Annotated in this window: 11 protein-coding genes and 1 pseudogene; 5 read left to right on the top strand and 7 right to left on the bottom strand. The window is 43.0% G+C overall.

Features of this window, described 5'->3' with window-relative positions; all coding sequences use genetic code 11:
* Both ACP45E_RS05275 and hutC read right to left on the bottom strand, forming a co-directional pair.
* Window positions 1-791 (bottom strand): annotated as a pseudogene (locus tag ACP45E_RS05275) (amidohydrolase family protein); the annotation flags it as partial.
* 110 nt (window positions 792-901) lie between these two features.
* Window positions 902-1,612 (bottom strand): histidine utilization repressor, encoded by a 711-nt coding sequence (gene hutC / locus ACP45E_RS05270; RefSeq protein ID WP_017035347.1) that lies wholly within the window; start codon window positions 1,610-1,612, stop codon window positions 902-904.
* 214 nt (window positions 1,613-1,826) lie between these two features.
* Between hutC and yqfB the strand changes: the two genes are divergently transcribed.
* A complete protein-coding gene (yqfB, locus tag ACP45E_RS05265) occupies window positions 1,827-2,141 on the top strand; it encodes a N(4)-acetylcytidine aminohydrolase (protein WP_017036976.1) in 315 nt (104 codons plus the stop codon).
* A gap of 123 nt (window positions 2,142-2,264) precedes the next feature.
* On the opposite strand, the gene ACP45E_RS05260 is transcribed toward yqfB, so the two are convergent.
* Window positions 2,265-2,594, bottom strand: a complete 330-nt coding sequence (locus ACP45E_RS05260) for an HI1450 family dsDNA-mimic protein (protein WP_017035349.1) — start codon at window positions 2,592-2,594, stop codon at window positions 2,265-2,267.
* A gap of 5 nt (window positions 2,595-2,599) precedes the next feature.
* A complete protein-coding gene (gene efpL, locus ACP45E_RS05255; RefSeq protein ID WP_017035350.1) occupies window positions 2,600-3,166 on the bottom strand; it encodes an elongation factor P-like protein EfpL in 567 nt (188 codons plus the stop codon).
* A gap of 132 nt (window positions 3,167-3,298) precedes the next feature.
* Between efpL and ACP45E_RS05250 the strand changes: the two genes are divergently transcribed.
* Together ACP45E_RS05250 and ACP45E_RS05245 are read left to right on the top strand one after the other, a co-directional pair.
* Window positions 3,299-4,066 (top strand): nucleotidyltransferase domain-containing protein, encoded by a 768-nt coding sequence (locus ACP45E_RS05250; protein WP_017035351.1) that lies wholly within the window; start codon window positions 3,299-3,301, stop codon window positions 4,064-4,066.
* 176 nt (window positions 4,067-4,242) lie between these two features.
* On the top strand, window positions 4,243-6,351 hold the full coding sequence (locus ACP45E_RS05245) for a PTS sugar transporter subunit IIC/EAL domain-containing protein (RefSeq protein ID WP_017036975.1): 2,109 nt from the start codon (window positions 4,243-4,245) through the stop codon (window positions 6,349-6,351).
* 5 nt (window positions 6,352-6,356) lie between these two features.
* Here ACP45E_RS05245 and ACP45E_RS05240 read toward each other — a convergent pair whose 3' ends face one another.
* The 3 genes from ACP45E_RS05240 to ACP45E_RS05230 form a co-directional block, all read right to left on the bottom strand.
* Complete coding sequence (locus ACP45E_RS05240; protein WP_069584774.1) at window positions 6,357-8,720, bottom strand: DNA polymerase II; 2,364 nt, start codon at window positions 8,718-8,720, stop codon at window positions 6,357-6,359.
* Window positions 8,721-9,040: 320 nt separating this feature from the next.
* On the bottom strand, window positions 9,041-10,924 hold the full coding sequence (locus ACP45E_RS05235; protein WP_017036973.1) for a DUF4105 domain-containing protein: 1,884 nt from the start codon (window positions 10,922-10,924) through the stop codon (window positions 9,041-9,043).
* 116 nt (window positions 10,925-11,040) lie between these two features.
* The gene (locus tag ACP45E_RS05230; protein WP_017036972.1) at window positions 11,041-11,526 is read right to left on the bottom strand and encodes a DUF3015 domain-containing protein; all 486 of its coding nucleotides are present in this window, start codon (window positions 11,524-11,526) and stop codon (window positions 11,041-11,043) included.
* A 374-nt stretch (window positions 11,527-11,900) separates the two neighbouring features.
* On the opposite strand from ACP45E_RS05230, the gene uvrY reads away from it, so the two are divergent.
* Both uvrY and uvrC read left to right on the top strand, forming a co-directional pair.
* Window positions 11,901-12,545, top strand: a complete 645-nt coding sequence (uvrY, locus tag ACP45E_RS05225) for a UvrY/SirA/GacA family response regulator transcription factor (protein ID WP_017033557.1) — start codon at window positions 11,901-11,903, stop codon at window positions 12,543-12,545.
* The coding region (gene uvrC / locus ACP45E_RS05220; RefSeq protein WP_069584773.1) for an excinuclease ABC subunit UvrC at window positions 12,545-13,806 on the top strand (1,262 nt) is incomplete at its 3' end. The genes uvrY and uvrC, both read left to right, overlap by 1 nt.

Raw genomic sequence — 13,806 nt, 5'->3', positions numbered from 1 at the left:
TGACCCGCTCTTCCGATCTGCTGCTCCGTATGGCCTTTAACACGTAAACCGTGCTGTTGAGCGGCCTGGAAAAGTTGTTTTGTTTGTTTGAGGTTAAACCCTATGGACTCACAGAAAACATCGACAGATGAAGCGAGTTTCTCTTCTGCGACCAAAGGAATCATCTCTTGGCAGATGAGTTCAATATATTGGTCCGATTTTCCTTTGTATTCCGGAGGGGTCGTGTGCGCCGCGAGTAATGTGGTCTCTACTTTTATCGGTACATGACGTTCAAGAGCTTTGGCGGCGCGTAACATTTTCACTTCATCATTTAATGTCAAACCGTAGCCCGATTTAACTTCAACGGAGGTAACGCCAGTGTTTATAAGCCCTTTCACGCGGGGAATAGCAAGCTCGACTAATTGTTCTTCTGTGGCTTTACGGGTTGCTTCTACGGTAGCGAGAATACCACCACCTTGGTTCGCGATTTCGGTATAAGGCACACCTTGAAGGCGCATTTCAAATTCGTTTGAGCGATTGCCAGCAAAGACGATATGAGTATGAGCATCAATAAGGCCCGGCGTGACTAGCTTATTCTTACAGTCATAAATAGGGCCCGCTACCGAATGGTGCCCGTTTGGGTTACCTAAAAGCACATTGCCCGAGGATAAATCGCTCTGGTCTTGAATTGAGGCGATCTTACCGTTTTTTAGTTGGACGACTTTTTCAGTGCTGACCTGGTAGCCTTCTTTACCTGGTGTCATCGACACAAGACGAGCATTGATAAGCGTAAGATCGGTAACGGATGTCATGAACGGCCTCAATGGATATTAAATGTATATACAATTAATAGTTCAACTCAAGCAGGCTGACAAGATGAATGTTACAAAAATGTGATCGTGATTTAGTGTGATGTGCTCAATTAGATGAGAATCTTAGAGCTTAATTTGTATTTTGACGCTGGATGGTAGAGTAAAGCAGTGCTGACTAAGTTCTCTTCACTCCAGGTGCGTCTATGCAGCAATAAGCAAGGTTCGTTGGTGGTCAGTGCTAATGCTGTTTTGACGTTATCCTCTGGTGAAATAGCTTCCACCGTATGCTCAATTGCGTTAAGCGGGCAGTTGTCAGAAAGATATTGATTGGGCGTGATGGCAGAGAAATCTTGTTGTAAATATTGGGGAACGTAACGTGGATTTACCCATCTCAGTTCTAGTTGAATTGGTTTGTTATCTTCAAAGTGTATGATTTCACTATAATAAACTTCTTTCCCTAGCATGATTCCGAGTTGTGTAGCAATGCGTTCATCAGCTTCGATTGAGGTTTGTGACACAACGAGATTGTGGTAGTTCTTACCACGTTGCGCGACTTCTTCAGCAATATTTCGTATGTCCAAAAGTGGAGATTGTGCTTTTTCTGGTATTGCGCAAACAAACGTCCCAGCTCGCGGTTTACGTTGCAGTTTTCCTTCGTTAACCAAATCTCTAATCGCTTTATTAACGGTCATCCGGCTGACATCAAATTGTTTGGTCAGTTCGACTTCTGTGGTAATTCTATGCCCGACAGGCCAGTTCCCCGATTGTATTTGTTCAGAAATAAAGTGTTTGATCTGGATGTAAAGAGGAACGTTGCTCATAAGACGACTCGAAATAATTGACTATACAAATAGTGAGTTAATTGGAGAGTGATTGCAAACCATAGGCGATGAAATATGACGAGCATACTATTCTATTGAGAAATTCATTCGACATTTGCATGGCAGAATAAAGCTCATAGGCGAGTATCAACTGGCGGGTTCTCGTTGTACAATCCAGCAATCATAGAGAAAGAAAAAATACAGAGAAATAGGCATGTCTTACCCCACCGAAATGACATTTTTTGAACGATTTGAAGCTGATATTTTATCGGGCGAGAAAACCATCACGATTCGAGATAAAAGCGAATGCGATTATCATGTTGGAAGTGTGGTTGATGTTAAAACCTTGGAAGAAGGACGTTGGTTTTGTCAGCTACACATTCAGTCTGTGGAGCCGATTATATTGAGCCAATTATCCGATTTTCATGCTGAGCAAGAGAATATGACGCTGGATGTACTAAAAAGTGTGATTGAAGATATTTATCCCGGTATCACGGAATTGTACGTGATAAGTTATCGCCTAGTTTAATGACTTTTATTTGGTTATTTTAAGTTGAGTCTAATAGATCAGCGATGTTTTGAGTCGACAAAAAAACGCCAAGCGTATATCAATAACAGCTTGGCGTTGTTAACCGAGTTGGCTTAACGCGAATTAATCGCGCTTCCAAAGCATGTGACAGAACTTATTATCTGGGTCTCTGCTGACTAGCATACGAGCAAAGACATCATCAAGAACATCGCTGTCTTCATCAACAAGGCCAATCCGAACTTCTGCGTAAACGTCCTTATCGACATCGAAGCCCACGTGCTCAGGCCAATCCTCACCAGTTTCAACTAATTCCGCTGCTCCACGTTCTTCAAATTGAGCTGTAAATAGAATCACATCAACAGGCTCTAGGTTGTCGGGTGCCATTTCAAGAAAAATGTCGTAGGCAGCATCGATTACGTCATCATAAGAGATCAGGTTTTGCTCATCAGACATAAGGGTTACGCTCGGCTCATGTATTTGCGTTCAGCAATATTAACGATAACGCGATCGCCTGTAGCGATGTACTCTGGGACTTGAATAGACAGACCAGTAGCGAAACGTGCTGGCTTTGTACGAGCCGATGCCGATGCGCCTTTAATTGACGGATCTGTTTCTTCGATAACAAGCTCAACCGTTGATGGCAACTCAAGCCCAGCAACTTTTTCGTTTACGATAACGACATGCATACCTTGAGTCTCTTCATTGATGAACATGAGATCATCTTCGATGTCGCTCTTGTTGAAGGTATATTGGGTATAGTCTTCGTTATCCATAAAGATGTATTCATCACCATCTACGTATGAAAAGGTAGACTGACGCTTGTACATTTCAACCGTTTCTACAACGTCATCGGCTTTTAAACGCTCATCAACACGAGCACCGTTGGACAGGTCAGTACAACGCATTTTGTAGATCTTAGTTCCGCCACGGCCACCAGGGGTGGTTACTTCAATTTCTTTAACAAGTAGAGTTTTGCCGTTTGATTCAATAGCAAACCCTTTTTTAATTTCACTGGCTCTAGGCATCAGAGGGATCCTTTGTATTTAGGTTGGGGGCATTATAGCAATTAAGTGGCAAGAAGGAATATCTTGATCGAATTCGTTGTCTGAGAGATCATAAAGATAGAATCCTTTTATTGAGTGTATTTGATACCTTTCATGACTCTTTCTGTAATTGACCCGAAACAACCTTTCCAAATCGACTATCAAGCCGCCGTTAATGACTTAGTTAAGTTTTTAAGGGGTGGGTTGGGCGAAAACCTCCACAGTATTTATCTCTATGGCAGTGTTGCAAGAAAGACGGCAAAACCTGGGCAATCAAATCTCGATGTGATCGTGGTGACGAACCGTTCGTTTAATGATTCGAGAACGACGTTACTCAATACGATCAAATGGCGTTTTCAACAAAGTTTTAGCCATATAACTGAAGTCTCCATAAAAACGGCATTATTGTCCGAAGTCGCCACATTGGAGAGTATATTTTCTTGGGGGTTTCAACTAAGACACTGTTCGGTGTGTATATACGGCGACGATTTATCCGAATGCTTTGGTGACTATGAGCCCAGCTGGGAAATAGCCAAGCACTGGAACATGGATGTAGAAGACTGGGTCGCGGTTTATCGAAATCGAATAGCTCGTGCAAGTTCACCACAAGAGCAAGTCAGGGCACAGAAAATAATTGCCAAGAAATTACTGCGCGCGAGCCATTCTCTGGTCATGTACCGAGACAAACTTTGGCTGGAGGATCCCTCTGAATGTGGCGAGCACTTTCTGCGGTTTTATCCAATGAAAAAAACCGAGATAGACAGACTCAAAATATTGCTGACAGGAAGAGTAATACCAAAGCGTTCGGTGATCGGGATACTGGACAGCTTTGGCGATTGGCTCGTCGAACAGTATAAAAAAACTGAGTTTCGAATCGGTTAGTTATTTTCTGCTTAATACATATGAAGCTTCAACATCCTATCTGAACCCATCATATCGTTCTTAGCCCTTCATTGCCTGGGAAGTGATGCAAAACCTTTTACAATCATTGCCCAGAAACAAGACAACTTACCCATATGTGCTAAATTATAAAAAGGCCAGTAAGTTTAAGGGAAACGATGGGCATGATCGTCACGAGACTCCAGTCAACATGGAATGTTATTGAAGGTTTTAGTCTCAAGTTTATAACACCCTCGTTGCTTGCTCTTCGAGAAGGCATGATTTGGCTATTGCCCTGTTTAATGTTGTCCTCCTTCTTTCTCTTCTTTGCCAGCATGGGCGAGTTTGTTTTTGGTCGAAGGACGGAGTGGGTAACATCGCTGTATGCTATTCATGGTTCGATAGCGAGTTTTTTCCCTTTTCTAATGACAGCAGCGCTGTCGTATGTGTTAGCTATGCAGTGGAAATTACCACGCCCGCCTGTTGCCTTGCTGTCTGTTCTTTACCTAGTGGTGATCGGTGAAGTCTTACCTAATCAACAATCAGTACAAACGTTTAATATTATTATCGCGATAATCACGCCGTTGTACGCCACTCCTATATTAGCCAGTTTATTGAAATTAGGCAGTTTGAAAATAACTCGGTCTAATAGTGGTGGGAAAATTGTTAAAGAATCCCTAAATTTAGTGCTACCAGCCACGATCACCGGAGTGATTGTGATGATCGTGAACAGCCTGATTTTTACCGGATTAACGGGCAATCATTTATTGTCTGCGGTTTATTTGGACTATGCCAATGAGCCTTATACATTTGGAATGGTATTCGCGGCATTAAATTCAACGCTGTGGTTTATCGGTATTCACGGATACTACGCGTTGCTCCCCTTGGTTGACTATTTACAAGAAGCAACCAACTTAAGTTACTCTACGTTTTTAGCAGGGAGTACGGGGCCGTATCCTATGAATTTATCTTTCATGGGTTCGTTTGTGTTCATTGGAGGAAGCGGTGCTACGCTTTCTTTGGTTTTGGCACTGCTGGTCTTTTCTGAACAAAAAGCACTCCAGGTTATTGCTTTAGCGAGTATTCCCATTGGTCTAATAAACGTCAATGAGATTTTGTTGTTTGGCCTTCCAATTATCTTTAACCCACGGCTGTTTTTCCCATTTTTTTTAGTGCCTATCGTCAATGTCTGTACCTCCATGTTTGCGATTCAGTCTGGGTGGGTATCGGTGCCTGTTGTGTCTGTCCCCTTTAATAGCCCGGTATTAATTAATGCCTGGATATCGACAAATGGCGACGTTGGCGCGCTCGGCCTTCAACTCTTTAATGTATTGATTGGTACTTTGATTTATCTGCCTGCGGTGCGAGGGCTCAATAAGGTCTATGCAAACCGAAAAATCGATTTCCCATTCTTAGATACCACTTATACGCGCCGTCAAGAAGAGGCTGAAACGCTCCGTGAAGACCCGATTGCGATCGCTCAAAGCGAAGAAAAAAAGGCGAAATCATTGGAAGATCAACTGGAGGTCATCAGTCATAAAGAGTTTTGTATGGAATATCAGCCCCAGATCTGTTCGCTCACGGGTAAAGTGGTAGGGTGTGAAGCGTTAGTGAGGGCCACATCAAGCAGTGGAGAGTTAGTGTATCCTGGCGCTTTTATCCCTTGGCTTGAAGAAGCTGGGTTAATGAAAGATCTTGATGTCTGGGTGTTTAAACAAGTAGCGAAAGATATCCAGATTTGGAATAAAAGCGGTAATAGGACTTCGGTTAGCATCAATATTTCTCCAGAAACATTAGTGACTGAAGATGTGATGACGCCAATATTAAAAGCGATCACACCCGTCGCCAGCCAAATCAATATCGAAATTACGGAAGAAACTTTGCTGGTGGATGAGCAGAAGCTGATGATGTCTTTTAATCGGTTACAGAACTTGGGCGTAAAAGTCTACATTGACGACTTTGGTACCGGCTTTTCTTCTTTAAGCTACCTGAACCGATTTAATATTGATGCGATAAAGATAGACCGTTCTTTCGTTCTAGCACTAAGCTCCGAAAAGGGAAGAAAGGTTTTCACAAGCATCCTGTCTATTGCGACAAGACTTGATATTTCAGTTGTGGTAGAAGGGATTGAAACCCTTGAGCAGCTTAGCTTCATTCCCAAAAGTGATACGATATCAGTTCAAGGTTGGTATTATAGCCGCTCTCTTCCTAGTAAGAGTTACAGGGAATATTGTCACCTCAATGAACAACTCACAATAGATAATGGCCAAGATGTATCAGCCCGCTAAGACCATTAAAATAGACCGAGTTGCGGTTCAGTAAGGCGAGTGAAATCTAAGCCAATGAAAGGCAGGATTGCATCACCAATAGGCTTGAGCTGTTTATCAATATAGTGTTGGTAATCAATGGCACTTTTTCGATACTCATGTGGCTCAGGGCCATTGATTGTAATGATATACGCGATTAATCCTTTGTTTTGATATTGCAACGGCCGCCCAAGTTGTTGGTTCACTTCATCAGCCAGACGCGCCGCTCTCACCTGAGGAGGCACATTCTTTTGATATTCATGCAGTTTACGTCTTAATCTCTTCTGGTAAATGAGTTGGTCATCGTATTGGCCCGCAAGTGTGGCTTCCACAAATTGCCTCACGTACAGTTTTGGACACTGACCGTGAAATATCAGCTGGTAAAGTGTTTGCTGAAATTGTTGTGACAGAGGCGTCCAATCGGTTCTGGCACTTTCTAGCCCTTTAAAGATTATCTGCTCTTGGGCGCCTTCCCCTTTTAATCCTGCATAACGCTTCTTCGAGCCTTTTTCCTCACCGCGAATCGTCGGCATGAGAAATTTTCGGTAATGAGTTTCGTATTCCAACTCTAACATTGAAGTGAGCTGATATTCTGATTTGAGGTGGCTATCCCACCAGTCATTGATTTTTTTCACAAGCATTTGACCTATCTGGTCAGCCTCATTCTGGCTGCATTGCTTGTTCAGGGAAACAAAGGTTGAGTCTGTGTCACCGTAGATCACTTGGTAACCTTCCGCTTCAATCAATACCTTGGTTTTTTTCATGATTTCGTGACCGCGCATGGTAATACTCGATGCCAGCCGAGTATCAAAAAATCGGCAACCAGACGAACCGAGAACCCCATAAAATGAATTCATGATAATCTTAATCGCTTGAGAGAAAGCTTTGTCGTTCCTTTGTTTTGCGAGGTCTCGTGCTTTCCACAGATCTTCAATCATTTGAGGAAGAAAGTGTTTGGACCGATGAAACTGACCACCACGAAAACCTGGAACCGCTTGTTCATTGCCGATTCCTATTTCTTGTTTTAGCCCTTCAATTAAGCCCATTGGGTCTATTAGAAAAGAGCGAATGATCGACGGGTAAAGGCTTTTAAAGTCGAGCACCAATACGGAATCATAAAGGCCTGGCTGTGAGTCCATCACATAAACGCCGGGGCTGGCGAGCCAGTTCTCTGGTTCTAGATTCGGAGCCACATAGCCAGAACGATGTATCTGCGGCAAATAGAGGTTGGTGAAGGCTGCAACAGAGCCCCCAATTCGGTCCAGCTCAACTCCGGTTAAACGCGAACGCTCGATGGCAAAATCAATGAGATGGGTTTTCTCAAAGATTCGGTTAACCAAAACACAATCTTGTAAGTTGTATTTCGCCAAAGAGGGTTTATCTTGGCGAAACATTCGATTGATTTCATCCATGCGGTCATGAACATTATGAATGCTTTTGCCTTCCCCTAGCATTTCTTGGGACACGGATTCCAATGACCAAGATCGAAAGTGATAGGTGGCGGTTTTGAGTGTATCAATGCCATCCATGACAACACGACCAGGGAGAGTAATGAAGCTCTGCTGGGTACTCACTGACGTTCGGAAGTAGCTCATTTGCCTAGCTCGACCTAGCGTTAATTTGATCTTGTTGAACTCGGCTCTTTTATGAAGAAGACGAAAATCAAAATCAATAACGTTCCAGCCGATAATGACATCAGGATCAAACTCAGCAAACCAACGGAGTAGCGCCTGTAAAAGAGCCTTCTCATCATCAACCCATTCAATGGGGGTCTCACTGTCTTCTTTCTGGCCAATCATAATGACGCGACTGTCCATCTTGCTGTCTAATCCAATCGAGTAGAGGATGCCTTTCTCTGAGCATTCAATATCCAAAGAGACCACATTGAGGTTCGGAATGTAGTCACCCTGTCGACACTTAGCGTGAGTGACTTTTGTGTAAGATGGCATAGCTTGAATTTGACCGGTGTATTCAATGCTTCCTTTAATGAAACGTTCCATTAAAAAACGATCAGTTAATCGCACGTCTGATTCTAAAGTTAAAATCTCACGATTTTTTAGCGCGTCGTCCAAACGATGTGCATCACGTATTGTTGTGCAGTAACAGGCAGCCAGATTAATACCATCGAAGCTTTTGAGCGATAAGGGTTTGACTTCAAGAGAAAGGTTTAGGTCGGAAGCAATTGACATCACTTTTTGGCGCTGACTGTCGTCAATGAAAAAGACGCACTTTTCACCTTTTACGATGATTTGAACGGGGCCCTGTTCAGTACTTAGCCATAAGTCAATTTGTGTTTGGCCGACGGTATCACGTGCTTGGCGAGTTAATACAAAACCTTGGTTAATAGCCAAACAACTTGCCTCACAAAATATAGTGTTCTAAAAAAAGAGTGACCTAAACAAATAGATAGTTATCAAAGCAATAGTGACTTGAAAATAAAGCTATCTAAACACCAGTTATGTAAAAAAGAAAAGGCTACGTTATGTAGCCTCTCTAGTGTAACAAATATTCCGCCTAACAAGTAACAGATAGAACTGTGGCGAATAGGGAGAAAAGTCACCGTACAGCAATCCTGCTACTATCATTCAACAATTATTCTCATTCAACAACGACTATCAACATTCGCAATTACGCTCAACATGCCGTAATAGAACAGCCTAGATTAAATATGCTAGTAATAGAGATAGGCGGTGAGTTTTGCTGACGTATCTTCTCTAGTCCAATGTTGGTAGCTTACTTGGCTGCGTACTGCCCAGTGACGATTAAATGTCCAGTGCCAACTTGCCGTTGCGCTTGAGTTTTGCTCGGCATTGGAGTCAATAAGGGCTAAGTATTGGCCTTGTAACCCAATTCGGTGCTGGTCGGCCACTTGATACAATAAGCCCGCTTCAACGCCAATACCGACAGTGGCGTCATACTGGGTTAGTTGGCCACCACTCAACTCTGTCGATAGCAGTGAATACGCATGGAGCTTGTCGGCTTGCCCCCAGGCTTTACCCACACCAGCTTGGCCAAACCAACGTCCTGCGAGTTTATCTGTGCTTGGTTTACGGTCAAAGCCCGCTCGGACATTCCATGCCAAGCTGTTGAAAATGCGATTACTTGGCGCAAGCGACATTGCATCAAGTAAATACAAGCGGTCAAGGCGGGTGTTTGAATCTTCATCAATACTGAGTTGTGTATCTAGAAAGCTGATCTGGGCACCAGGAATAAACCCAGCCTGAGAATCCAGTAAATCATGATACGCAGCACGCCATTCAAGAGTGGCTTTGTCGGTACTGTTATTACTCGTTTGCAGTCCTAAGCCGACTCGGGCCGATGCGTGTCCTTGCTCTGGGGATATCTCTGGCACAGGCACAGAAGCAAAAGGAGAATCGACTTTAATTCTGCTTCGCTGATACAGAAGTTGAGTCAGTTGCTTTGCTTTGGCGTCACGGTCTAGACCGTCTTCGTATAACTCAAAATTTAACCATTCATAGGCGAACTCTAATATGGCCGCACGCTCATCTTCGTCAAATTCGACATCGGACGGGAATTCTCCTTGTTTGGCTCGAATTGAGGCATCAAATAAACGTTGATCAATCTCATTGGCTTGATGTATTAATCGAGTTCCAAACGCTTCGCGATATCGCGGCGTTTCAAGAAGCCCGTTTTTTGCCAAAGCTTCCACCGTATCTGATGGGATAGCTTGAAGAGGGAAGTCAGCAATGAGTGATAAATCATCGCGAGAGAGTTCCAACAACGCTAACAGTTGATATGAGCAATTCTCATCTAAGAAATAGTAGTCGAATTCAGCACGTTGCATTTCCCACAAATGGAGTAAAACACGATTTACTTCACTTTCAGTGAAATTGAGCTTGTATTCCCAAATGTCTCGAGATTCGATGTCGTTGTATTCTCGAACTTTTCGATAATAGGGCATAACAGCAAAACGACCGGGGTAGCTACCAATAAGGCCTCGCATTGCGTAAAGGGCAGGGTTATCTTGGGTTTCCGGTTCTGCCGCAAAATTGATAGCAAAAGCGACGAGCTCTTTGTGGCGTGTTTGATCCTTTGCATCAACTCTTAGTAGTGTGTGACCAAACATCGATGAAGGGTCATTCATAAAAGCGGTGGGGAAGACGAGTGTCATTCCCTCTGGATCTAACACATCAAGCCAGTTTTTAAGGTCAGGGCAATGTAGAACTGCTTCTCTACCGTGTAACGACTCAAGCCAAGAGTACCGAGCGGGATATTGGCACTGGGTGAGCTGGGCGATTTCTGAGTCTGTGCTATACAGGTTTTCGACGGTCGCTATAAGTTCTGTTTCTGGATTGACTTTGCCATCAGCGGCTAGGAAAAATTCATCCTTATCAACAGCACTTTGTAAACCACGCAAAGGCTTGTCGACATAATGCCCAAGTTTCAACCAGTAGGGATGTTGAGATAATTCAGAAAAGCTAAATTCATCAGCGTTAAAAGAGGCGCTTAACGAATTTGTAGAGCTTTGAGCGAAAGAACAAAACGTGGCACTAACGCTTATCGTTAGTGAAAAACCGACAGTCCAAAAATTCATTGTTAACCGCTATTGTTTTATAATCCATATACTTAATGGTTGTCAGAATAATGACTAACGATAGGTAAAGCTATAAAAAAGTGCCCTTGATGGGCACTTGGCGTAGTATTGTTTCACTAGATACGGTAATCAGCGAGTGTTTGATCTTGAGAGACTAACGTATTCAAGTTTGCGAACACTTCTTCTGAAGTGACGTTTTCAGATTGGAATACTTCAGCAAAATTTTCTTGCGCTAGAGTGTTAAAAGCGGCTTTGTCAGCCTGCTTAATTCCCCAAACCTCAGATAGAGTGGCAAGTGTTTCACCCTCTCCCTTAGCGATATCACGAGCCAAGTTATCTAAGTTCCCGTCGATAAATAGCGCTAGTTTTTGTGCAGAACTAATAGTACCAGTGCCATCACAGCCCAACGTTCCAAAAGTAATACCAAATGTTTGGTTACCCGATGTACCGTTAGTTGTTGCGGCTAGGACTTTAAATACTTTGCCTGATTTACCGTCAAAAATCATAGTACCAAAACCACAACCTACGTCTGTGTCAGCAATGGCAATGTTAGAAAGAGGAAGAGTCGAAACTAGAGCAACCACTGCAAGAAGCTTTTTCATGGTATATCCTTATTGTATTGATTTGATGTTAATTATTCACGGGGTCATTGTAGCAATAAATTGTTACAGCTCTATAAATAAATGAAATTAGTTGCATTTTCAACCATTCGCTTAATTTATCTATTCATTCAAATACATTACAGTCTTGGATTGAGAGGTAGGGCAGGTTGTGCAGAAGACAAATTGAAGGTTACGCAGAAGACAAATAACAGCGATTACTTATCCATTTGGGCAAGAATTGCTTGCTAAAGTTTGGATTTGCGCACATATTCATTATGAGTTTCGACTCAAAAATGAGTTAAACTAAGCGAATTGTATAGCAAACCTCACACAGAGTTGTTTGCAAGAAGATTAACAAGTGTGGAGATACAAGTTTGATAAATGTTTTCCTTGTAGATGATCACGAGCTGGTTCGCACAGGGATACGACGTATTATTGAAGACGTCCGTGGTATGAACGTAGCAGGGGAAGCTGAAAGCGGTGAAGATGCTGTAAAATGGTGTCGCAACAATCATGTTGATGTCATTTTAATGGATATGAATATGCCTGGTATTGGTGGCCTAGAGGCAACCAAGAAAATTATACGTTTTAATCCTGATATAAAAATCATTGTTTTGACTGTGCATACAGAGAACCCGTTTCCTACAAAAGTGATGCAAGCCGGAGCGGCTGGTTACTTGACTAAAGGAGCTGGCCCAGATGAAATGGTCAACGCAATTCGAGTGGTTCATAGCGGACAGCGCTATATATCTCCTGCCATTGCACAGCAGATGGCGCTAAGTCAATTCTCACCTGCCTCTGAGAACCCTTTTGCCGATTTGTCTGAGCGCGAGCTTCAGATCATGATGATGATCACCAAAGGTCAAAAGGTTACAGATATTTCTGAGCAATTGAGCTTGAGCCCTAAAACAGTCAACAGCTACCGATATCGTCTATTTAGTAAATTAGACATCAGTGGTGACGTTGAACTGACTCACTTAGCGATAAGGCACGGGATGCTCGATACAGAGACGCTATAGTGCCCCAACTTTTTGATTCTGTTTCTTTTCTAAAAACTGTTACCAATCAGCCCGGTGTTTATCGAATGTATAACACCGAGGCTGTTGTTATTTATGTTGGAAAGGCCAAAGATCTTAAGAAACGCTTAACCAGCTACTTCAGAAAAAACGTTGATAGCGAGAAAACCAAAGCACTCGTCTCTAACATAGACAAAATTGACGTTACTATTACTCACACTGAGACAGAAGCGCTCATTCTTGAGCACAACTATATTAAGCAATATCTGCCTAAATATAATGTGCTATTGCGCGATGATAAATCTTATCCCTATATCTTCATTAGCGCCCATAAACACCCGCGTTTATCAATGCATCGAGGGGCTAAAAAAAAGAAAGGTGAGTATTTTGGGCCTTACCCAGATTCAGGCGCTGTCCGAGAAACCCTTCATCTATTGCAAAAAATCTTTCCTGTCAGGCAGTGTGAAGACACGGTTTACGGAAATCGAACCCGACCATGTTTAATGTACCAAATAGGCCGCTGCGCAGGGCCCTGTGTCTCTAGCCTTATTTCTGAAGAAGAATATGGCGAGTTGGTCGATTATGTTCGTTTGTTTTTGCAGGGAAAAGATCAACAAGTCTTGAAACTGCTGATCGAGAAAATGGAACAAGCCAGCACACAGCTTCGTTTTGAAGATGCGGCCCAGTTTCGTGATCAAATCCAGGCAATTCGACGCGTTCAAGAGCAGCAGTTTGTTTCTGATGACAGTATGGATGATATGGACGTCCTTGGGTTTGCCCAAGAGAACGGCATTGCCTGTATTCATATATTGATGATACGCCAAGGGAAAATACTCGGCAGTCGCAGCCATTTCCCTAGAATCCCGAACAATACGGTCAGAGAAGAGGTGTTCTACAGCTTTTTAAGTCAATACTACTTGAGCCATAACGAAGCTCGCTCTGTGCCAAATAGAATTGTCCTTAATGGCGACTTAATTACGGATACCGCCCCCATACAAGAAGCTTTGTCTAATATCGCGGGTCGAAAAGTGAATTTTCATTTGAATGCGACCAGTACAAGAGGGCGCTACCTAAAATTAGCGAATACCAATGCGCTAACTGCAATTACGACTAAGATAAACCACAAGATGACCATATCTCAGCGATTTAAGGCGCTGAGAGACGTGTTGGATATCGATAATATCGCGCGTATGGAATGCTTTGATATTTCTCACACGATGGGCGAAAGCACCATAGCGTCGTGTGTGGTGTTCAACCATGAAGG

Source organism: Vibrio genomosp. F10 str. 9ZD137 (assembly GCF_049974785.1).
Taxonomy (GTDB): Bacteria; Pseudomonadota; Gammaproteobacteria; order Enterobacterales; family Vibrionaceae; genus Vibrio.
This window is presented reverse-complemented; position numbering and strand designations above follow the sequence as displayed.

Excerpts from the sequence above, each read along its gene's own strand:
- efpL (WP_017035350.1), bottom strand. The coding sequence starts at position 3,166 with ATGCCTAGAGCCAGTGAAATTAAAAAAGGGTTTGCTATTGAATCAAAC.
- ACP45E_RS05250 (WP_017035351.1), top strand. The coding sequence starts at position 3,299 with ATGACTCTTTCTGTAATTGACCCGAAACAACCTTTCCAAATCGACTAT.
- ACP45E_RS05235 (WP_017036973.1), bottom strand. The coding sequence starts at position 10,924 with ATGAATTTTTGGACTGTCGGTTTTTCACTAACGATAAGCGTTAGTGCC.
- hutC (WP_017035347.1), bottom strand. The coding sequence starts at position 1,612 with ATGAGCAACGTTCCTCTTTACATCCAGATCAAACACTTTATTTCTGAA.
- yqfB (WP_017036976.1), top strand. The coding sequence starts at position 1,827 with ATGTCTTACCCCACCGAAATGACATTTTTTGAACGATTTGAAGCTGAT.
- ACP45E_RS05230 (WP_017036972.1), bottom strand. The coding sequence starts at position 11,526 with ATGAAAAAGCTTCTTGCAGTGGTTGCTCTAGTTTCGACTCTTCCTCTT.
- ACP45E_RS05245 (WP_017036975.1), top strand. The coding sequence starts at position 4,243 with ATGGGCATGATCGTCACGAGACTCCAGTCAACATGGAATGTTATTGAA.
- ACP45E_RS05260 (WP_017035349.1), bottom strand. The coding sequence starts at position 2,594 with ATGTCTGATGAGCAAAACCTGATCTCTTATGATGACGTAATCGATGCT.